Annotated in this window: 19 protein-coding genes; 9 read left to right on the top strand and 10 right to left on the bottom strand. The window is 64.6% G+C overall.

From position 1 onward, the window contains the following. Positions 1 to 7 precede the first annotated feature (7 nt). From KHY18_RS02115 to KHY18_RS02105, 3 genes are all read right to left on the bottom strand, one after another. Positions 8 to 421, bottom strand: a complete 414-nt coding sequence (locus tag KHY18_RS02115) for a hypothetical protein (RefSeq protein WP_213293793.1) — start codon at positions 419 to 421, stop codon at positions 8 to 10. Further along, positions 418 to 1,344, bottom strand: a complete 927-nt coding sequence (locus KHY18_RS02110) for a zinc dependent phospholipase C family protein (protein ID WP_213293791.1) — start codon at positions 1,342 to 1,344, stop codon at positions 418 to 420. The genes KHY18_RS02115 and KHY18_RS02110 overlap by 4 nt, the downstream gene beginning before the upstream one ends. A gap of 197 nt (positions 1,345 to 1,541) precedes the next feature. Then, complete coding sequence (locus KHY18_RS02105; RefSeq protein ID WP_213293788.1) at positions 1,542 to 1,979, bottom strand: lysozyme inhibitor LprI family protein; 438 nt, start codon at positions 1,977 to 1,979, stop codon at positions 1,542 to 1,544. 1,390 nt (positions 1,980 to 3,369) lie between these two features. On the opposite strand from KHY18_RS02105, the gene KHY18_RS02100 reads away from it, so the two are divergent. The 6 genes from KHY18_RS02100 to KHY18_RS02075 all read left to right on the top strand — a co-directional run bounded on the left by KHY18_RS02100 (position 3,370) and on the right by KHY18_RS02075 (position 9,734). Next, positions 3,370 to 3,987 carry a TetR/AcrR family transcriptional regulator gene (locus KHY18_RS02100; protein WP_213293785.1) on the top strand — a complete coding sequence of 206 codons (618 nt, stop codon included), beginning with the start codon at positions 3,370 to 3,372 and terminating at the stop codon, positions 3,985 to 3,987. Between the two features lie 56 nt (positions 3,988 to 4,043). Next, a complete protein-coding gene (locus KHY18_RS02095; RefSeq protein WP_213293783.1) occupies positions 4,044 to 4,922 on the top strand; it encodes an NAD(P)-dependent oxidoreductase in 879 nt (292 codons plus the stop codon). 418 nt (positions 4,923 to 5,340) lie between these two features. Next, positions 5,341 to 7,176, top strand: a complete 1,836-nt coding sequence (locus tag KHY18_RS02090; RefSeq protein ID WP_213293780.1) for a CocE/NonD family hydrolase — start codon at positions 5,341 to 5,343, stop codon at positions 7,174 to 7,176. 49 nt (positions 7,177 to 7,225) lie between these two features. Further along, positions 7,226 to 8,215, top strand: a complete 990-nt coding sequence (locus KHY18_RS02085; protein ID WP_213293777.1) for a Bug family tripartite tricarboxylate transporter substrate binding protein — start codon at positions 7,226 to 7,228, stop codon at positions 8,213 to 8,215. Between the two features lie 6 nt (positions 8,216 to 8,221). Beyond that, positions 8,222 to 9,208: a Bug family tripartite tricarboxylate transporter substrate binding protein gene (locus KHY18_RS02080; protein ID WP_213293774.1), complete on the top strand. Its 987-nt coding sequence runs from the start codon at positions 8,222 to 8,224 to the stop codon at positions 9,206 to 9,208. A gap of 7 nt (positions 9,209 to 9,215) precedes the next feature. Then, positions 9,216 to 9,734 (top strand): GAF domain-containing protein, encoded by a 519-nt coding sequence (locus tag KHY18_RS02075; RefSeq protein ID WP_213293771.1) that lies wholly within the window; start codon positions 9,216 to 9,218, stop codon positions 9,732 to 9,734. Here the strand turns inward: KHY18_RS02075 and KHY18_RS02070 are convergent. Continuing rightward, complete coding sequence (locus KHY18_RS02070; RefSeq protein WP_213293768.1) at positions 9,625 to 10,650, bottom strand: LysR family transcriptional regulator; 1,026 nt, start codon at positions 10,648 to 10,650, stop codon at positions 9,625 to 9,627. The two genes, KHY18_RS02075 and KHY18_RS02070, sit on opposite strands and share 110 nt — an antisense overlap. A gap of 573 nt (positions 10,651 to 11,223) precedes the next feature. Between KHY18_RS02070 and KHY18_RS02065 the strand changes: the two genes are divergently transcribed. Both KHY18_RS02065 and KHY18_RS02060 read left to right on the top strand, forming a co-directional pair. After that, on the top strand, positions 11,224 to 11,400 hold the full coding sequence (locus KHY18_RS02065) for a hypothetical protein (protein WP_213293766.1): 177 nt from the start codon (positions 11,224 to 11,226) through the stop codon (positions 11,398 to 11,400). 207 nt (positions 11,401 to 11,607) lie between these two features. Then, a complete protein-coding gene (locus KHY18_RS02060; protein WP_502768098.1) occupies positions 11,608 to 11,742 on the top strand; it encodes a zinc ribbon domain-containing protein in 135 nt (44 codons plus the stop codon). Between the two features lie 13 nt (positions 11,743 to 11,755). On the opposite strand, the gene KHY18_RS02055 is transcribed toward KHY18_RS02060, so the two are convergent. After that, a complete protein-coding gene (locus KHY18_RS02055) occupies positions 11,756 to 12,979 on the bottom strand; it encodes an acyl-CoA dehydrogenase family protein (protein ID WP_213293764.1) in 1,224 nt (407 codons plus the stop codon). Positions 12,980 to 13,051: 72 nt separating this feature from the next. After that, complete coding sequence (locus tag KHY18_RS02050; RefSeq protein WP_213293762.1) at positions 13,052 to 14,005, bottom strand: TauD/TfdA dioxygenase family protein; 954 nt, start codon at positions 14,003 to 14,005, stop codon at positions 13,052 to 13,054. Positions 14,006 to 14,241: 236 nt separating this feature from the next. On the opposite strand from KHY18_RS02050, the gene KHY18_RS02045 reads away from it, so the two are divergent. Further along, positions 14,242 to 15,267: a LacI family DNA-binding transcriptional regulator gene (locus KHY18_RS02045; protein WP_213293760.1), complete on the top strand. Its 1,026-nt coding sequence runs from the start codon at positions 14,242 to 14,244 to the stop codon at positions 15,265 to 15,267. Here the strand turns inward: KHY18_RS02045 and KHY18_RS02040 are convergent. The 4 genes from KHY18_RS02040 to KHY18_RS02025 are packed head-to-tail and all read right to left on the bottom strand — an operon-like array spanning position 15,257 to position 20,333. Beyond that, positions 15,257 to 16,864, bottom strand: a complete 1,608-nt coding sequence (locus tag KHY18_RS02040) for a dipeptide ABC transporter ATP-binding protein (protein ID WP_213293758.1) — start codon at positions 16,862 to 16,864, stop codon at positions 15,257 to 15,259. The genes KHY18_RS02045 and KHY18_RS02040 overlap by 11 nt on opposite strands. Further along, positions 16,861 to 17,736 carry an ABC transporter permease gene (locus KHY18_RS02035; protein WP_213293756.1) on the bottom strand — a complete coding sequence of 292 codons (876 nt, stop codon included), beginning with the start codon at positions 17,734 to 17,736 and terminating at the stop codon, positions 16,861 to 16,863. The genes KHY18_RS02040 and KHY18_RS02035 overlap by 4 nt, the downstream gene beginning before the upstream one ends. After that, positions 17,733 to 18,683: an ABC transporter permease gene (locus KHY18_RS02030; RefSeq protein ID WP_213293753.1), complete on the bottom strand. Its 951-nt coding sequence runs from the start codon at positions 18,681 to 18,683 to the stop codon at positions 17,733 to 17,735. Before KHY18_RS02030 ends, KHY18_RS02035 begins: the two co-directional genes overlap by 4 nt. 21 nt (positions 18,684 to 18,704) lie before the next feature. Further along, positions 18,705 to 20,333, bottom strand: a complete 1,629-nt coding sequence (locus KHY18_RS02025; protein WP_213293750.1) for an ABC transporter substrate-binding protein — start codon at positions 20,331 to 20,333, stop codon at positions 18,705 to 18,707. Positions 20,334 to 20,534 lie beyond the last annotated feature (201 nt).

Below are 20,534 nucleotides of genomic sequence, written 5' to 3'. Positions count from 1 at the left end.
AATGCAATCAACGGGAACAGATTTTTTTCAAATCCAGCGAAAACTCGCAGCTTCCTTGTGCTGAGTCACGCCAGCGATGTGCATCCAGTTGCGGCGTACAACCCGCGTCCTCCAGCAAAGGCTGCGCCGTCTTTGCATCGCACACCAGTACGGCCGTGTCGCGTTCAGCCCGAAGGATTTGAATCTTTTGTTGCTCGAACGGCTTGAGCAGCCCTGGGTCGTGCGCCGTGGATGTGCGCAGCAACTGGTCTTCGTCCAGCGTGTCCGCCGAGCGCTTGTACCGCGCCGTCGCGTCGACGGCGGCAGAGAGTTTGGTCAAGGCGGAGCCCAGGCTGTTCATCTCCCGCTCGTTGGGTGGCAGGGCACAGCCGCTGGCAAGCACCGCGGCCACCAAGGAGAGACAGGTCATCGAGAGCTTCATGCCGTTTCCTTCCAGAAAACGAGGCGGCCGGTCTGGACGCTGCGACCCGTGTCCAGGTTCCAGTCTTCCAGACGATCAAGCGCATCCGAGCGTCCGTCAATTAATGCGTCATCAAGGCCTTTCCACACGGCCAGCACGTTCAAAACAGCTTTTTCGTAAATATCGAGGTAGTCCATCGCCCCTTCTGGGGTTGGCAGCTGAAGGACGTAGCTCGGATCAATGTCTTCTTCTCTGGGGTACGCAAGATTGAGCTTGGTGCTGACATGTCTCGAGACGGGGAAGAGATGGTTTGTTTTCGCCATCACGGACAGAACCGTGCGAAATCCTTTGTGCCATGAGCTGGGCTGAGGCGCATCCAGAGCCGAATCGGCATACGCTGTCTCGAACATCTTCAGCCACACCTCTTCAACGACGGTGTCGATGGCATCTTCAGATTCCGGCGCATGGCATCTGGCGATACCTGACTTCAGATGATCTGACAGTCCCGTTTCACCCACGTTCATTACCCTGGGGAAGATGAGTGCGTCCTGGTGCATTTCGCAGCGCCGGTGTTCGGATTCATTGCCAATATAGGGGCCGACTCTGAGTTCTACCGTCGGATGAATCGTCATATCCGCAGTCATGTGCGCAGCAAACCCCAGCAACCACGCCGTGGCGCGCTCCTGGTGCTCCGGCGCGAGCTCCTTGACTGCCTTGACGCCTGCGCGAAGCAGCGTTGCATTGCGCGTGTAGTGCATCGCATCGGCCCAGGCCTTCTGGCCCTTGTCCAGTACGAGGTAGGGATAGTCGGGGCTTACCGCTCCGAGCTCGACGAAACGCAGATACAGCCCAAGGCTCGCAAGGGTTTCATCCCTGAGGCCGGCAGATGACGCACGTTTTTGCGCGTCGTTCACCACACAGAGATGGGAATAGGCACCAGGCATACAAAATTCCTGTGAAATGTAGACGAATTGAGGGTAGAGAGACGGGTTTTGGCTGAATCAGACTGCACGCGCCTGGCGTTCCAAAAGCTGATGGCAGCGGCTGTTTGGAAATTGCAGGCGCCACCGACGCTCTGCCACATGCAAAACAAAGCCCGACAAATGAAAACCGCCCCATTGGGCGGACTCGCGCGCGCGGATTAACCTCCCTCGGGTCGATTCTCCAGGTCTTTCAGTTGCTTGAGCTGACGACCATATTCGTTATTCAGGCAGACGCCGATCACCAGCCCTTGCATGCTGCCTCCTGCATAGCGCTGTCCTTCCACTTCACAGGTTGCCTGCGCATAAGCATCACCGGCCTTGAACCACTTCGTCATTGACTTGCGCATGTCCTTGTCGGCAGTTTGCAGCATTTTTTGCTTTTGAGCCTTCAGTTCTTTTTCAGTTTTTTCGAGTTCACGTCCGGCACAGACTTTCATACCCAACGTGGACTCTTGGTCTTTGGCGCAGTCAATATCGGAAAATTGGTCAGTCTGGGAAGCGGCAGCCGCCATCGCGCTTCCAGCACAGCATGCCGCAATGAACGCGGTTACCACGGCTCGTTTAGCCATTCCATTTTTCTGTTTCGCGGCAATCATGATATTTGTCCTCTCAGGCGAACACGGGACGATCCTCGTGTATGGTAAGAGTATGGATGAAAACACAGTTTTTTAACAGGTGCGGATCTGATCGGCGTGAGCACAGTGGTCCCATGTGCATCCGTTACTTGATCCCCGCGCCCGCAGGATCGAGTTGCATGTGGCTTCACTAAAAGCCATTGCCTGGCTGGCGGAGGCGCCCAAACTGAATTTACGCGTCAGCAGCCAGTCAATGGACGGCGCGGCTGGCCGACGGTTTGCCTACCGCGGTGTCGGGGCTCGAAACCGTCCACGCGGGTAGGGCCGCGATATAACTCACGATAAGCAGCGTTTGGTAGCCATGTGGCTGGCTGTGTCTTTCCCACAAAACCTCCCCTCGAGCGCATTGTTCGCACTGCCTAGCGCCTGGATGCGCACGGCGATGGCGCAAGTGTTGTTGTATGCTTGCGCTTACTGTCGTATAAGCACTTGTACTCCCTGGATTAAGCTGTGCCTGAGCTGGGCATCGGCTGACAGCGACGCCGGTTATCCTCTACCAGCAGCTAATGAGTCCGCTTTGCCCTTGGCCCGGGCAGCCACTTTCCCCGCCTCTTTCTGCTTCATTCTATTTAATTTTCATTTATTGACGCATCATATCTCTCATTGTGGTGCGTTCCATTTAATTCGTGGGTTTTGAAAGAGTGACTGAAAAGGAGAGGGCTCCGCGCGCTGAGAGAGTGAGCGTCTGGCGTGGGCGCGGGTGGCCGTAAAAGCCAATCCAGTCACCGACGACCCGGCTGGCGTTCTGCAGACTCTCGAAGTTGTGTCAATGCATGCATTGCTCCTTCAGCGCTCGGATCACGGGTTCAGCCATGCCGTTTTGCTGCGAGCAGTGCTGGGGTGATGAACTCTTGGCGCAATCCGTAGATCCTGACCAAGGCCTTGTAATGGCGGCAGGTGAACACCAGGCCATCGTCCGACCGCAGCAGGAGCGGCTCGGGCACAGTTCTCAAGCGTTCCGAATCGGGCGATGAGGGCCTGCTTCAGCGGGCTGGCGGTCATGATGGTCCGGCTTGTGCGCTACAGGGGCCAGGCCAACAACTCACGCAAATGGCAGTCGATGATCAAGCCAGCGATGCCCAACCGTCTTGCCTAGCCCAGATGCAGCACAGGTCCGTCGACTTGCGCTCGTTCGGCCGTTGCCGGCGGGCTCTAAGTGACGCTGGATGATGGCAAGGGATTCAGCGTGGTGCCGCTGCGGCCGGTTATCACGCAGCGAGTAGGACAGCAGATTGCAGCCGCGGTGCCGGGCGTTTCAGAGCTGCATCCCTCTTGCGCAGCGTTTTCCCCTCGCCCAAACCCCTGAACAACTGCTATATTAGGAAACGAGCGATTCCATATAATAACCAACATGGTTACCCAATCTTCCTCATCGCTTCCGCGCAGCCGGGGCCGCCCTCGTGAGTTCGACGCCGACAAGGCGCTCGACCAAGCGGTGCGCGTGTTCAGCGAGCGCGGCTATGTCGGCGCGTCGATCACCGATCTGACCCGTGCCATGCGACTGGCCCAGGGCAGCATCTACAAGGCGTTCAAGGACAAGCAATCGCTTTTTCTGGCAGCGTTCGATCGTTACCGTGCACAACGGACACAGAAGCTACGCCGTGCCATCGACGACGGCAACACGGGCCTGGAGCGCCTGCATGCAGCGCTGGCCTTCTATGCCGAATCGGCCCACGGTGCGATAGGACGGCAAGGCTGTCTGGTCGTTGCCAGTGCGGTGGAACTTTCGACGTTCGCCAAACTCGTGGCCGATCACGTCGCCGACGCACTGGCCTGCAACGAGGCCATGCTGGCCGACTTGATCCGTCAGGGGCAGGCAGATGGCTCGATCATGGCGCATGTCGATGCCGAAGCCACGGCGCGGATGCTGTTGTGCCTGACGCAAGGCATGCGCGTGGTCGGCAAGACCGGGCGCAGCCGCGAGCAGATGCAGGCCGTGGTGGAGACCGCACTCAAGACGCTGGCCTGATATTTTTTTGCCAATTTAGGAAACGATTGATTCCGTTTAAATCAAGGAAAAAACTCATGAAGATCGCTTTTCTTGGCCTCGGCACAATGGGCCTGCCGATGGCCGCCAATCTGCTCAAGGCCGGCCACGCGGTGTGCGGCTGGAACCGCTCGCCCGCACCGGCTGCACGGCTGTCGGCGCTGGGCGCTCAGGTGGCGGCGACGCCCAACGAGGCCGCCGCCGATGTGGACGTGCTGATCTCAATGCTCGCCGACGATGCCGCCACACGCGCCGCGGTGCTGGATTCCCAGGCATTGCACGTACTCAAGCCGGGTGCGATCCACGTCAACATGGCCACGGTGTCGGTGGCCTTGGCGGCCGAACTGACGCTGCTGCACGAGGCGCGGGGCGTGGGTTACGTCGCCGCGCCGGTGCTGGGCCGGGTGAATGTGGCCGAAGCGGGACAGCTCAACATTCTGGCCGCAGGCGATCCCAAGGCACTGGCTGTCGTGCAGCCGCTGCTGGACGTGCTCGGCCAGAAGACCTGGCACCTGGGCGAACGTCCCGAGCAGGCCAATGCCGCCAAGCTGGCAGTGAACTTCATGATCGCCAGCGCCATCGGTACGATGGGCGAAGCCGCCGCGCTGGTACAGGGGCATGGCATGGACAAGGCCGGCTTCCTCGAACTGGTCACGTCCACCGTGTTTGCCGCGCCCGTTTACAAGGGCTACGGCCAGGCCATTGCCGACGAATGCTTCGAGCCGGCCGGTTTCAAGCTGGCGCTCGGTCTCAAGGACGTGCGCCTGGCGCTGGAAGCGGCCGAGCAGGCCCACGTGCCGCTGTCGCTGGTCAGTGCGCTGCGCGATGCCCACATCGAAAGCCTCGCACATGGCGAGGGGCATCTGGACTGGGCCGCGCTGTCGCGCGCGTCCGCACGGCGTGCCGGGCAGGCATGACGAAGCACGTCCATGCGCAAGCCGCACCGACGGAGATGATGCCGGCATTTCCGATGCATTGCCAAGGCAGGCCCAGCAAACGGGCGTGAAGCTGACCACGCTCCAGCGATCGCTGTTCATTGTCAGGTGCCGGTCAGAGGCTCTTGCCCCTTGGTCGGCGGAGAGCGGACTGCTCTTAACCGGGATCAGCTTTTGATCGTGCGCTGCCCACCGCGTTGGCAGCAGGCGACGGCAGCGCAGCAGCCTGCTGCAAGCCCCGCAAGCCCTTCGGATCGCCCTGCGCACAAAGTCTGCCATACCTGCACCCCCTTACATAGGATCAACCTATGGAGTGATGCATATTTCGTATTTTTCCAGCGGAAGGTAAAAACCAAGAATCGGTGCTGTCATCAAACCTACACGGAAGACCGCACCCAACATGTCCGATCTCGACAATACGCCTGGCGCCTGGGCCGTCAGCCCGACGGAATACCTCGCAAAGAGTACGCCGGCCTATGATCTTCCCGCGCGGCCTTTCTCGGTCTACGTCACCATGCGCGACGGTTGCCGCATTGCCGTCGATGTGTACCTGCCCGTGCCGCGCAATGGCGCCGCGCCCGCACGCGTGCCGGCGATCGCGATCTTCACGCCGTACTACCGCCGCTTTGTGACCACCGACGCGGCCGAGGAAGACAGCCCCAACTGCGGCCGCTACCGCGACTTCTTCGTGCCGCACGGCTATGCGGTGGTCGTGGTCGACGTGCGCGGCACAGGCGCGAGCTTCGGCACGCGCGACGCGCTGCGCTCGCCCAAGGAGCGCGACGACTATTACGAGATTGCCGAGTGGATTGTTCAGCAGGACTGGAGCAACGGCAGCATCGGTGCCACAGGTATTTCCTATCTTGGCGCGGCCGCCGTGTTTCTGGCCAGCACCCGGCATCCCGCGGTCAAGGCGATCGCGCCGCTGTTCGCCGTGACGGACATCTATACCGATCAGCTCTACGTGGGCGGCATGCTGTCGACGATCTGGACCGGGCGCTACGACGAGCTGATGGTGGCGCTGGACCAGGACGATCGCCCCGCGCTCGCCAAGTTCGCCTACTACGGCAACCCCAAGTTCGCGGGCCCGCAACCGGTCGATGACGACGCCGGCGGCGCACTGCTGGCCCAGGCGCTGCACCAGCACCGCAGCAACTGCCGGCTCAACGACCTGGCGCGCGAAGTGCCGTTCCAGCACGATGCGGCGCTGCACGACCCAGAGCTCACGCTCGACATCTGCAGCCCCGGCTACTATGCGCGCGACATCCCGGAAAGCGTGGCCGTGTATTCCATCTCGGGCTGGTACGACGGCGCGGGCTACAGCAACTCGGCGATCACGCGCTTCCTCACGCTGCCCAAGCACCAGCACCGCCTGCTGCTCGGTCCCTGGGACCATGGCGCGCGCAGCAATGTGTCGCCCTGGCGCGAACGTACCGGCTCCGATTTTCCGCTGCTCGCCGAAGTGCTGCGCTTTTTCGACCACCACCTGCGCGGCGTCGACACTGGCTTGCAGAACGAGGCGCCGGTGCACTATTTCACCATCCACGACGAGAAATGGCAGGCGGCGCCGAGCTGGCCGCCCGTGGAGCAGACCCAGCGTTTCTATCTCGCGGCGAACGGTCGGCTGCTGAAACAGGCAGAGGAAAGCGCCGGCAGTGACGCCTACCAGGTCGACTTCACGGTTTCTTCGGGCAGCCAGACGCGGCTCGAACGTCTGGGCGCGATGGCCGTTGAAAGCTATTACCCGGATTGGACCCAGCGCCAGGCGGCCATGCTGCACTACGACAGCGCACCGCTGGACGCGGCCGCCGAGCTGACCGGCCACGTGGTGGCGAATCTGCAGTTCACCTCGTCGGAGACGGACGCCGCGGTCTACGCCTATGTGACGGAAGTGCTGGCAGACGGCCAGTGCCGCTATGTCACGGAAGGCGCGCTGCGTGCCCTGCACCGCGAAGGCCTGAAGCACTCGCCAGACTATGTGGCCAGCTGGCCGGTCAATGCCTATGACCGCGCCTCGGCCCGCCTGCTGACCCCGGGCGAGCCGGCCGGCATGACTTTTGCGTTGCTCCCGGTTTCGTGGACTTTCGCACCGGGCAGCCGCATACGCATCTCCATGACGGGCAGCGATGCCGGTCACGCGCCGCAGGTGCCGCACGGCCGCCCGCCAATGCTGAACATTCTGCGCGGCCCGCAGACGAGCTGGTTCGAGTTTCCGCTGCGCAAGGCCCTGGCTTGAACCACGGCCCGACACCGTACAACGATTGCTACGCTTCAAAGGTATTCCCATGTTGACACTTTCTCGCCGTGGTCTGCTGGCCACCCTTGCGCTGGCTGGCGCAGGCCTCGCTCCCTTCTCGCAGGCCATGGCCCAGGACGCCTGGCCCACCCGCGCCGTCAAGCTCGTCGTGCCGCAAGGCCCGGGCTCGGGCTCCGATGTGCTGGCGCGCCTGCTCAGCGACCGTCTGGCGCGCGGTCTGGGCCATCCCGTTGTGGTGGAAAACAATCCCGCCGCCAATGGCCTGGTGGCGCTCAGCGGCGTGGCCAAGGCGGCGCCCGACGGCTACACCCTCGGGCTGGCAGGCGTGTCGCAGATGGCGTTCAACCCGGCGCTCTACAAGGACCTGCCGTACAACCCCGCCAAGGACTTCACCTACATCGCGCCCGTGGCCGATACGCCGTTCGCGCTGGTCACCAGCAACAAGAGCGGCATCAAGACCCTGGCGCAGTTCATCGAACAGGCGCGCAAGAATGGCGGCACGCTGACGTTCGGCAGTGCCGGCATCGGCAACTCCACGCACATTGCCATGGAGCTGATTGCTTCGATCGCCGGCGTGAAGCTCATGCATGTGCCTTACCGCGGCTCGGCGGCGGCGCTGACGGCCGTGCTGTCGGGCGAAGTCGACGCCATGGTGAGTGTGGTCGGCCCGGCACTGCCCCAGGTCCAGGCCGGCAAAGTGAACGCGCTGGCCGTTTTGGGCGAGACGCGTGTGCCGCAGTGGCCCCAGGTGCCCACGATCAAGGAAGCCGGGCTGAACGTGCCGGCGATGCCGGGCTGGTATGCGATCGTCGGCCCCGCGGGAATGGACACTAAGATCGTCGCCATCTTCAACAAGGCCTTGCAGCAGGTCATGACCGACCCCGCGGTCAAGACGCGCCTGGCCGAGCTTTCGCTGCCCGCGCTGCAGGGCGGCGACGCGGAAATCCGCCAGCGGGCCAGTGCCGATCTCGCGTACTGGAGCGACTTCATTCGCAAGAACAACATCCGCGTCGAGTAAACCATCATGAACAAGCGTTTCTTTGTTTCAGCGCTTGCGCTCGCCCTTGCTGGCCTGGCATCGGTCGTGCAGGCGCAAGTCCCGTATCCGGCAAAAACCGTCAAGCTCATCGTGCCGTTCTCCGCGGGCGGCTCGACCGATCTCGTCGCGCGCCAGATCGCGCAGGAGATGACGGTACGCACCGGCCAGCCCTTCGTCGTGGAGAACAAGCCCGGCGCGGGCAGCACCATAGGCGCGGACTTCGTCGCCAAGGCGCCGGCCGACGGCTATACGCTGCTGCTGGGCACGATCAGTTCGCATGCCACGGCCGTGGGGCTGTACCCCAAGCTGCCTTATGACCCGCTCAAGGACTTCGCGGCGATCACCGAGATCACCGCCATTCCCAATCTGATCGTCGCCAGTCCGACCAACGCGCGGCTGGCGGGCGTCAGGAACGTGGCCGATCTGGTCAAGCTGGCGAAGGAGAAGCCGGGTTCACTGACCTACGGCTCCAGCGGCTCGGGCAGCTCCAACCACCTCGCCACCGAGCAGCTGATGACGGCCGCGGGCATCACCATGAACCATATTCCGTACAAGGGTTCGGGGCCGGCGCTCAACGACGTCTCGGGCGGGCATACCGATCTGATGCTCGATGTGGTGCTGTCGTCGCTGCCGCAGATCAAGGGCGGGCGCCTCAAGGCGCTGGGCATCACCAGTCTCAAGCGCTCGCCGCTGCTGCCCGATGTGCCTACCGTGGCCGAGCAGGGTTACCCGGGCTTTGAAGTGCTGGGTTGGTACGGGCTGTTCGCGCCTGCCGGCACGCCGCCCGCCGTGCTCGAGCGCCTGAGCCAGGACTTCCGCGCCGTGCTGCGCAGCGACAAGATGCGCGCCACGCTAGAGTCGCAAGGCGGGCCGGCCATCGCCAGCACGCCCGCGGAGTTCACCGCATTGATCCGCAGCGAGATCACGCGCTGGAAGAAGGTGGTCGAGCAATCGGGCATCAAGCCGGACTGAGGTGGTGATGGACTCCACTCATGACAGGGTACAGAGCGCCGGCGCCCAGGCCCTGCCGCTGCTCGCCGCGGCGCTGCGCAGCAGCGATCCCGCGCTGGCATTGTTCCAGGCGGTGGAGCAGGGCCTGGCGCGCGCGCCCGGACACCGGCTGATGACGGTGCTGGTCTATTTTCACGACCAGGGCGAGTCGCAGCGGGCCTATAGCAGCCGGCCCGACCAATACCCGATAGGTGGGCGCAAGACCTTGGGCCAGGCGCCGCGCATGCGCCAGGTGCTGGCCAGCGGCGAACCGTTCCTGGGCCATACGCGTCAGGACATTGTCGAGAACTTCCCCGACCACGAGAAATTGCTGGCCATGGGCTGTGAAAGCATCGTCAACATGCCGGTGCGCTGGGGTGCGCAGGTGCTGGGTACCGTCAATCTTCTGCACGCCGAGAGGCATTACGCGCAGCACGACCTGCCGCTGATCGAGGCCTGGGCACACCTGGCTTTGCCGGCCTTTCTGGCCGCTGTTCTGCGTCGCTGAGCAGGCGCACGCCCAGCCACCGGCCCTGGGCGATTTCGTCCTGGATCACGCGCAGCAAGGTCTCGCGCACGCATTGCACTGCGGGGCTGCGCGCGGCGGAGACCGACAGGCTCAGCGACAGTTCGCGCAGTAGCGGCCGGTCCACAAGGGGCACGCCCCGCACGCGGCCGTGCTGCTGTGCGAGCGCAAAGGCCGACGTGGGCAGTATCGTCGCGCCCAGGCCGCGCTCGACCGCAAGGATCAGGATTTCAACGGCGCTGGTCTCCGCCACCAACTGGAAGCGCAGATGACGCTCATTGAACAGCCGCTCCATCGCCACCCGCACGGAGTTGGGATGGGTGGGCAACAACAGGGGCAACGCTGCCAGCGCATCGACACTCAAGACGTCCGCTGTCTGATCTGTGGCCGCCACAACAACGAACAGCTCTTCTTCCAGAACGGGCTCTATGCGCAGGCGCGAATCGGCGCGCGCATTCATGGTCACGGCGAGTGCCAGCCGATCCGAGGCAACCTGGGCCACGAGATCGCCGCTCGAGGCTTCGATCAATTCGAGTTCAATCAGTGGATAGCGCTCTCGAATGCGCTCCAGCAGGGGCGCTGCGACGATGCGCGAGGTGCTGGTGGGCAGGCCTATGGCGACCCGGCCCGATGGGGCCTCGCTTTCGCTGCGTATCGCCGATTGGGCATCGTCGAATTGGCGCAGGATCATCTTGGCATGGCGGTACAGCAACTCGCCGGTGTTCGTCGCGCGTGTGCCGTGGACGCTGCGTTCGAGCAACTTCACGCCCAGCTCGGCCTCGAGGTTGGCCATGTGCTGGCTCAGCGAGGGCTGGGCGATGAACAAGGCCTCGGCCGCCGCCGTGATGGTCTTGAGTTCGACGACCTTCACGAAGTACTTGAGATGCCGGATATCCATGATTCTTTGCGCCTTGACGTCACGCGAGCTGAGCGCCATTGTAAAGGTGCCCACTTCGGGCGCAGATGCAGCGGATGCGTCATGTCTGAGACGCTGGCTCCATTTTGCTGTGTCAAATCACCCTTGAAGCCTGCTCGCTTGCGGGCAGTGGGTCGCAGGCCGCCCTTTTTGACGGTCTTTATCAAAGAACATGGTCTGGGTCTGCACCCACTCGCCTGCGATACGGCGCATGCGGTTGGGCGTGGCTTCTTCGGTGGTCAACGCATTCGCCGGCGCAAAGCTCCCAGATTTGCATCGTCTATGTGGCGTACCTGGCAAGTCAGCGCTTTGAGACGGCCAGTCACAAGGCGGATACGGCTGAGCCAGCCAATTGCAAAAAAAGACAAATCGGTCCGAGAAACCGATAGCCTTCGTTTGCATCAATGCGTTCATGAGCGAAACTGCATCCATCGTGATGATGGGCCCAGAGCACCGTCTCCAAGCCAAGGCTTCGCGACCGTGGACAGAGCGAAACTATCGCGTGGCCAGGGCTCCATTGCGCATGGCTGCTCTTGATTTGAGGAAGGCTGCTGTATGAATCGGGCGGCATTGGCGTTGATCAAAGAAGCCGTTCTCAGGGCCCTCGTGAAGAGCCCCAAGGACGTCGGTTTCTATCGTGAGCAGATGAATGATCCATCGCGTCCGACTGCGTACCGCCAGGCCTTGAAGGAGGCTGTGGGCAAGTGGGTGAAAGAAAACCCGGAAAAATAACGTCTTCACCGGCCGGAAAAGACGGCGTCATTCATCGCGACGGGCATGCCTTGCCGCGAACATGCGCCCGTCAGCGCTCGCGTGCGGCGCCACTGATCGACGACGGCGCTCAGACGATTCCAGGCATGGAGCGCTGCGAGCAGCGTTTGTGCCATATGGCCGCTACACGGCCGAGACCGCGGTGTCGCTATCGCTGATCGCGCTGGATTGAGAGCAGGACTCGGAATAAGAGAATGGACGTGCAACGAGTGCGGGGCGGTACACGACCGGGACACAAATGCAGCCAAGAACATTCTCGCGGCAGGACATTGCCGTCTAGCAGTAGGAATCCCCGTCCTTTAGGACAGGGAGGATGTCAATGAATCCCGCTGGGCTCCGGTGCATCGCCCGTCAGAAACCAGTGGCCCACATTGCGCGTCTTGTATTCCTCGGGGTTGTGCAAGGTGTGGGTGCGCACATTGCGCCAGTAGCGATCGAAGCCGTAGTGGCTGGCGGTGGCGCGCGCGCCCATCACTTCGAGGATGCGGCTGGTGACTTCGAGCGCGACATTGCCGACAAAGGCATTCGCGGCGGCCAGGGGAATCGCCGCGGCGTCGCGCTCGGCGCGCGTGAGGGCCGGGCCGCGCTCCCAGGCGCGGTCCATGGCGAGCAAGGCCACATCGGCCATCGCCGTGGCGGCCAGCGTCTTGGTGTAGAGGTCGCCGTAGACGCGTTTGACCCAGGGATCGTCGATATGCCGGGCCACGCCCGAATGCGTGCTGGGCCGGCTTTCGTGCAGCGTGTAGTCGCGCGCGGCCAGCAGCGCGCCTTGGGCGCTGCCCAGAAAGACATTGAGCAGAACGCTTTGCTGGATGAAGGGCGTGACGGTGCGAAACGGCTGCCTGGGATCGCCCCCGGGCTGCAGCACTTCGCTGGCTTCCACGCGCACGTTCTCGTAGACGCAGGTGCCGCTGCCGGTCTGCCGCTGGCCGAACGCGTCCCAGTCGTGCAGCGGGCGCCAGCCTTGGCGCGTGGCCGGGATGGTGGCGATCACGGTCTGCTGCGTCGCCGGGTCGGTCCAGGTCAGGCTCAGGTAGTCCGCGAGGTGGCTGCCCGAGGTGAAGGGCTTGCTGCCGTTGAGTATCCAGTGGTCGCCGTGCTGTACGGCCGTCAGGCTGCCGGCGCGCGCATTGTCGTTGTTGGCCCAGAACCAGTTGCCTTGGACCGAAGCCTGGTAGAGCGCCGCGGCCTGCTCGGCCGAACCGCGGATGCGCGCCGTGCTTTGCGCGCCGGTGTGATAGCCCAGCAGATGGGCCAGGGAGGCATCGGCCTGGGCGATTTCGCGCACCACGCGCAGCACCGTGGCCCAGTTCTGGCCCTTGCCGCCGTGCTCTTCAGGAACCAGCAGCGTCAGCAGGTCGTGGTCCTTGAGCAGTTGGAGCTGGTCTGCGGGTGTGCCGCCGGCCTTGTCGCGTTCCACCGCGTCCTTGGCCAGCAGCGGCTTGAGGGCGATGGCGCGCGCGACAAAGGGGTTGGTTTCATCCGTCTTGAAAGCGCAAGCGTATACGTCTGACTGTTGTGGAAATGCTGGCTGATTCACGCGTGGCTTACCTGCAGAAATTATCTCGAACATGCAGCCAGCGGCGGCATGCCGACTGGCCGGGCGCAGGCATCAGGCCGTGCTGGAAATGATCTGGTCGATCTGCGCGTCATTGGTCGCGTCGGGGCGGCGGCGCGTGCGGCTGCGCTGGCCATCGACGGCCACCGCGACTTCGCCGTGCACGGTCACACGGCGCACCAGGCGGGCCTGGTCGCCGTAGTCGTTGACGGCGAAGTGCTGGGTGGCGCGGTTGTCCCAGATGACCACGTCGTCCTGCTGCCAGTTCCAGCGCACGGTGTTCTCCAGGCGCGTGACGCGGTTTTGCAGCAGCTCGAAAAGGCGCGTGGACTCGGTGGTCGACAGGCCGATCAGCTTCTTGACGAAATGCCCCAGCAGCAGCGAGCGCTCGCCCGAGACCGGGTGCACATGCACCACGGGATGCTCGGCTTCGAACACCGCCGAGACAAAGACTTCGCGGTGGTGGCTCAGGCGGTCGGCCGCAATGTCCACGCGGTCGGCGCCGTAGTCGTAGTCGTTGCTGTGCACGGCCCACAGCTGGTCGGCCAGGTTCTTGATTTGCTGCGGCAGGCGCTCGTAGGCCAGCGCGGTATTGGCCCAGACGGTGTCGCCGCCATAGGCCGGAATGGTCACGCCGCGCAGAATGGAAATCTTGGGAAACGCGTCGACAAAGGTCACGTCGGTGTGCCAGGAGTCCGCGCGCCCGCCGCCCTTGGAGGCGTCGAGTTCGAACAGCTTGGTGCCGTTGGGCGCGGGCACCGTGGGGTGGGCCACGGTGCGGCCGAAGCGCGCGCCGAAGGCCTGGTGCTCGGCGTCGTCCAGGTGCGACTGGCCGCGGAAGAACAACACCTTGTGCGCGACCAGCGCGGCGTTCAGATCGTCGATGGTGGTCTGCGGCAACTGCGCCGACAACTGGATGTTCTGCACTTCGCCGCCGATGTTGCCGGCAACGCGACGGATCTGGAGGTTGCCGAAGCGGGTGTCTATGGATGAGGAGTGGTTGCTCATGGGACCTTTGAGTGGCGTTGGACGTTCAAGGCGGCAAGGCCGCAGCCCCCTGATTCTTGAATCGCCCCCGGCCCCGGTCAACGAATGAAACCATGTTTGCTCATGCGAAAGTCTTCTGAGCGCGCCGCGCAGTGCTTTGCATTGGATGCTATGTTTTTCGCAGCGCAAGCGGCCCGCCGGTGCGGGACGGCATGGCGCGATTAGACTTGGACGTTCAACCACGGAGAACCTGCCTTTTGATCGACGCACCCGAGCCCGGCGGGCTCAAGCCTCTGACATCCAAGGACATCGCGCGGCTGGTCGGCGTGTCGCAGGCCACGGTGTCCAATGCCCTCAATCGCCCGCACCTCGTGGCCGCGAAGACGCGCGCCAAGATCGAGCGCATCATGATGGCCTCGGGCTATAGCGTGAACAGTTCGGCGCGCGCCCTGAAGTCGGGCATAGGGCATGCAATCGGCATGGTCGTGCTCGACGTGGCCAACCCGTTCTGGGGCGCGGTGATCAAGGGCGTGGAGGCCGTGACCGCGCCGGGGCTGATTCCGCTGATCATAGGCAGCTCCAACGAAGACGCGGCGACCGAGCGCCAGATTCTCGAGTCGTTCGCTTCGCAAGGGGTGCGCGGCATCCTGATCGCGCCCACGCACGCCAACCTGCCCACACTGCGGCGGCTGCAGGACCGGGGCATCAAGGTGGTGCTGCTGGACCGCGACGACCCGCAGGGCGAGTTTCCGTCGATGAGCCTGGACCATGCGGCGGGCGCGGCCATCGCGGCGCGCCATCTGCTCGAAAGAGGGCACCGCAACGTGGCCATCGTCAACGGCTCGCTGCAGCTGTCCTGGTGCGCCAGCCGCTCCAGCGGCTTTCGCGCGGCCTGTGCAAGCGTCGCGCAAACGCAGGTGCGCGAAATCAACATGCAGTCCATGACAGTCGAAGAAGGGCTGGCCAGCGTGGCGCAGTTGCTGGTGCTCGATTGCGCGCCGACGGCGGTGTTCTGTGCCAACGACATGCTCGCGCTGGGCGTGATGAAAGGCCTGGCGCAGCGCGGCATCGGCGTGCCGGGCGACATGTCGGTCGTGGGTTATGACAACGCCATGTTTTCCGAACTGCTGTCGCCCGGGCTGACCACGGTGGGCCAGAGCGCCGCCGCCATAGGGCGAGCTGCGGCCTTGCTCATGACCCGCGATGAGGGAGCGCCCGAGACGCTGCCGCAGCCCGAACTGATAGTGCGCGGCTCCACGCGCACGCTGCCGACTACGCCGTAGCCTGCGCGCTCAGCGTGGGCACGGCGTCGATCAACTGGCGGGTATAGGCGTCCTGCGGCTGGGTGAGCACCGCATCTGCCGGGCCGTATTCGCGCAGCTCGCCATGCCTGAGCACGGCCACTTGGTGGCTCACCTGCTGGATCACGCCCAGGTCGTGCGAGATGAACAGGAATGCCACGCCGGTTTCGCGCTGCAGCGAGGCGATCAGCGCCAGAATCTGCTTTTGCACCGAGACATCGAGCGCCGACACCGGTTCATCGAGCACCACGATCTGCGGCTGCACCGCGAGCGCGCGCGCAATGGCCACGCGCTGGCGCTGGCCGCCGGACAGCGACAGGGGCCGGCGCGCGGCCAGCGCCGGGTCCAGCCCCACGCGCCGCAGCCAGTCGTCGATGCGCTGGCGCTGGCGCTGCGCGTCTTCGCGGCCAAAGCGCATCCACAGCGCTTCGCCCAGGGTCTTGCCCACGGTGTAGCGCGGGTCGAAAGCGCTCAGCGGATCCTGGTGCACGAACTGTATGGGCCGGGCGCGGCTGGGCGCGGGCGCGGGCGGCAGTGCGCTGGCGTCCACGCGGCCTTGCGTGGCGGTCTCAAGCCCGGCGATGATGCGCGCCAGCGTGGTCTTGCCCGAACCCGATTCACCGACCAGGCCCAGCGTGCGGCCGCGCTGCAGCTCTATGCTCACCTGCTTGAGCGCATCACGGTCGGTGCCGCTGGCCGACTGCGCCGCAAAGCGCTTGGACAGGCCTATGGCGCGCAGGATCACGGGCGCATCTTGCTGTGCGACGGCCGCAGCCGGCGCGCTGCCGCGGTCGAAGTGCGGAATCGCATCGAGCAGGCTGCGCGTATAGGCATGGGCCGGACGGCCCAGCACCTGGGCCGTGCTGCCGCTTTCAACGACCTGGCCGCGTTGCAGCACCAGCACCTGGTCGGCCAGGCGCGACACCACGCCCAGGTCGTGGCTGATCAGTATCAGCGCGATGCCGCGGCGCTTGAGGCTGGCGAACAGCGCCAGAATCTCCTTTTGCACCGACACATCGAGCGCGGTCGTGGGCTCGTCGGCGATCAGCACCGGCGGGTGGCCGGCGATGGCCGTGGCGATCAAGGCGCGCTGGCGCAGACCGCCCGACAGCTGGGCGGGGTAGTCGTCGTAGCGCGATGCGGCCTCGGGCATCTGCGCCTGGCCCAGCAGATCGACGCCATGGGCGCGCAAGGCGGCGCCGCGGTGGGCCGAGCCCGTGGCGCGTATCGCTTCTTCCAGTTCCTGGCCTATGGTGCGCAGCGGGTCCAGCGAGACCAGCGCGTCCTGCAGGATATAGCCTATGGAGCGGCCGCGTATCGCGCGCCACTGGCGCTCGCCCAGGCGCAGCAGGTCGCGGCCTTCGAGCTGCAAGGCCTGGGCCGTGATCTGGGCCGTGGGCGCATTCAGGCCCAGCAGGCTGCGCGCGGTCACGCTCTTGCCCGAGCCCGATTCGCCCACCAGCGCCACGCACTGGCCCGGCTCCAGATCGAAGCTCACGCCCGAGACCGCGCAGTGGCGCGTGACGCCATCGTCGAACGCGACCTGCAGGTCGCGCACGCGTATCAGCGGCGCGCTCATAGGCGGCCCTCCGAGCGCTGCTGCAGCCAGCGGCCCAAAATGCTGGTGCTCATCACGAACAAGGTGATTGCAAAGCCGGGGAACACCGCGGCCCACCAGCCCATGAGCAGGAAGTTGCGTGCATTGGTCAGCATCGCACCCCATTCGGGCGAAGGCGGCGGATTGCCCAGGCCCAGAAAGCTCAGCGCCGCGCCGGCCAGCGTCGCGCTGCCCAGGCCTATGGTGGCGATCACCACCAGCGGGCGCAGCGCGTTCGGCACGATATGGCGCAGTATCAGCGGCAGGCCTTCAAGGCCCAGCGAACGCGCGGCCTCGACATAGACCGAGCCGCGCACGCGCAGCGTCTCGGCGCGCACGATGCGCGTGTAGTAAGGAATGCCCGCGATGCCGATGGCGATGGTGGCGTTGAACACGCCGCTGCCGAACAGCGAGACGATGAACACCGCGAGCAGCAGTTCGGGAAAGGCCGCGCCTATGTCAGTGACGCGCATCACCAGCGTGGGCACGATGCGTTTCGTCAGCCCGGCCAGCAGTCCCAGCACGGTGCCGACCACCAGCGAGATGGCCACGGCACCTATGCCCAGAAAGATCGAGGGGCGCGCGCCGTGCACGATGCGCGTGTAGACATCGCGCCCGATCTGGTCCGTGCCCAGCGGGTGCTGCCACGACGGCGCCTGCAGGATCTGCGAACGGTCGGCGGCCAGCGGGTCGCCGGGAGCGAGCAGGGACGGCCACAGCGCGGCGATGAAGAGCAGGGCGAAGATGACCAGGCTCAGCGCGGCAAGCACCGACGCCGCGCGCGGTCGGCGCCATTTTCGCGGCGCAGGCGCTTGGGCGAGCGCCTCGGCGCTCAGGGAAAGGGAGGAGTTCATGCGGGAGGCAGGACCGACTTGAGCCGGTGGTCGACAAGGAGGTAGGCGAAGTCAATCAGCAGGTTGACGATGACAAAGGCCAGCGTGCTCACGGTGACCAGGCCCAGCACCAGCGGCATGTCCTGGCGCGTCACGGCGTTGACCAGCAGCCGGCCCAGACCCGGGCGGCCGAACAGGGTTTCGGTGATCGCCGCGCCGCCCAGCAGCGCGCCGAACGAAAAGCCCAGCATGGTGAGATAGGGCACGAGCGCATGGCGCAGCGCGTGGCGCAGCTTCACGGCCAGCACCGACAGGCCACGGGCCCGGGCGGTCATGATGAACGGCTGCTCGAGCACGTCTTCCAATGACCGGCGCAGCACCTGGGCCAGCGGCGCGGCCATGGGCAGGGCGAGCGTCAAGGCGGGCAGGATGAGGCTGCGCAGATCGCCCTTGTCGAGCAGCGGAAAGACCTGCCACCAGACCGAGAACAGCAGCATCAGCAGAAAGCCAATCCAGAACACGGGCGTCGAGGCCAGCACCAGCTCGACCATGCCGGCCAGCGCGCCGGCGCGCCTGCGGCCCGCGGTGAGCAGGCCCGCGGCCAGCGACAGCAGCACGGCCAGCGTGCTGGCCAGCGCGGCCAGGGCCAGCGTGGGCCGCGCCTGTTCGGCAATCAGCTGCAGCACGGGCTGCTCCTGGATATAGGACATGCCCAGATCGCCCTGCACCAGGCGCGACAGGTACAGCAGGTACTGCAGCGGCAAGGGCTGGTCGAGGTGGTACTCCGTGCGAATGGCCTGCAGCACTTCGGGCGTGATCGCCACCGCGTCGCTGCCCGCGCCCGCGATCACGAAGGCCGGATCTATGGGCACCAGCCGCAGCGCGAAGAACGCGGCGGTGATGGCGCCCAGCACGGTGAGGGCGCTGAGCGCCACGCGCCGTGCGATGCGAAGAACGCGCGCGTCCATGGAGAGCGTTGCGCGCGCCAATTACTTGCCAATCCAGGTGTCGAACAGGTAGGGCTGGGGCCAGGCATTGTCCCAGGCCACGCCGTGCACGTTCTTCTGGATGGCGACCAGGCGGGCGCGAGAGTACAGCGGCACCGAAGGCGCATAGTTGGGCAGGATTTCTTGCGCTTCGGCATAGAACTTGGCGCGGTCCGCGGCCTGGCCCGATGCGCGCGCCTTGGCCAGCACCGCATCGAGTTCGGGAATGCGCAGGTACGAAGCGTTCGAACCCACGGTGCCGCCGTCGCTGATGTTGTCGCTGCCGTACAGGCGCCACAGCTGCATGCCCGTGGCTTCCGACTGGAACGAGCCCAGCAGGCCGTAGTTGCCGTTGTACAGCCGCTCGGCCAGGTCCGTCACCGGCTGCAGCTTGATCTCGAAGCCCAGCTTGCGTGCGTCGATCTGCACCTGCTCCAGCGTGCGCTGGGCGAGCTGGTCGTTGTCGGCGTAGGGAATGAAGGAGCTCAGGCGCTGGCCGCCCTTGACGCGAAAGCCTTCGGCATCGCGCTCGGTCCAGCCGGCCTTGTCGAGCAGGCCGGCGGCGCGCTCGGGCTCGTAGGCGATCTTGTTCTTCAGGTCCTTGGCGAAGTCGGGCGTGGTGCTGGCCAGGTATTCCTGCACCGGATAGGCGCCGAACGTGGCGCTGGCGACGATCTCCGCGCGGTTGAGGCCGTGCAGCAGCGCCTGGCGCACTTCGAGCTGGTCGAACGGCGCCTTGCGCGTGTTCAGGTGCAGGCTGTAGCCCACGCCGGGCAGCAGGAACTCCTGGGTCTGGTAATCGGCATTGGCCTTGGTCTGCTTGGCGTACTCGGGCGGAATGTAGTCGACGACATGCGCTTCCTTGGTGGCCAGCGCGTTGTAGCGCGTCTGGTCTTCGGCCAGGAACACGTACTTGACGCTGTCGAGGTAGGCCGTGCCCTGGTGGAACTTGGCCGGCGCCCAGTGGTAGTCGTCGTTGCGCACATAGGTCAGGCTCTGGCCCTTGACCCAGTTGTCGAACTTGAACGGGCCCGTGCCTATGAGCTTGGTGGCCAGCGACTTGGGGTCCTTTTCCAACTGGTCCTTGGACAGGATGCCGAAGTAGGGCGCGGCGATCAGCGTCAGAAAGCTCGATTCGGGCGTGCCCAGCTTGACCGAGAGCGTGTACTCGTCGACCACGGTGGCCACGGGCTTGAGCTTGGCGGTGGAGCCGGTCGACTTGTTGGCCGGGTCGAGCACGTAGTCGAAGTTGGCCTTGACGGCCGCGGCGTTCAGCGGCGTGCCGTCGTGGAATTTCACGTCCTTGCGCAGATGGAACACATAGGACGAAGCGTCGTCGGAGATTTCCCAGCGCGCTGCCAGCCAGGGCTCATAGGTGCCGTCGCCGTTGTCCCAGACCAGCGAGTCGAGCGCCGGGCGCACCGAGTGCGCGCCCGAGCCCTGGTCGACCAGCGGGTTGAGCTGCGCGGGCTCGGCCCGGATCGCCACCACCAGCTGGCCGCCGCGCACGGGTTCGTTCGAAGCCGCGGCCGGCGCTGCGGTCGCGGCAGGCGTGGAAGGCTTCTCCGAGCAGGCGGTCAATGCCAGCGTCAGCAGGGTGGCGCCGAGCGTCAGCATGGACCTTTTGGTCATGGGGAAGGCCAGGGGTGATGGGTGGTGAGCGGTCGTCATCTGAGAAATTTATTCGTATCAATTTCAAAAAATCACAGTATTATTTATATAGAAAGCACCTGTTACTACCTTTTCGCATATGAATATGAATTTTTTTGACGAACTGCAAGCCGCGTCCCTGGGCTTTGGGCAGGCCAGTGCGGCGATAGACGAATGGCTGCA

This window comes from Acidovorax sp. CCYZU-2555 (genome assembly GCF_018413525.1).
Lineage (GTDB): Bacteria > Pseudomonadota > Gammaproteobacteria > Burkholderiales > Burkholderiaceae_C > Comamonas.
Note: the sequence above shows the minus strand (reverse complement) of the source record. Positions and strands in the feature narration are given on the sequence as shown.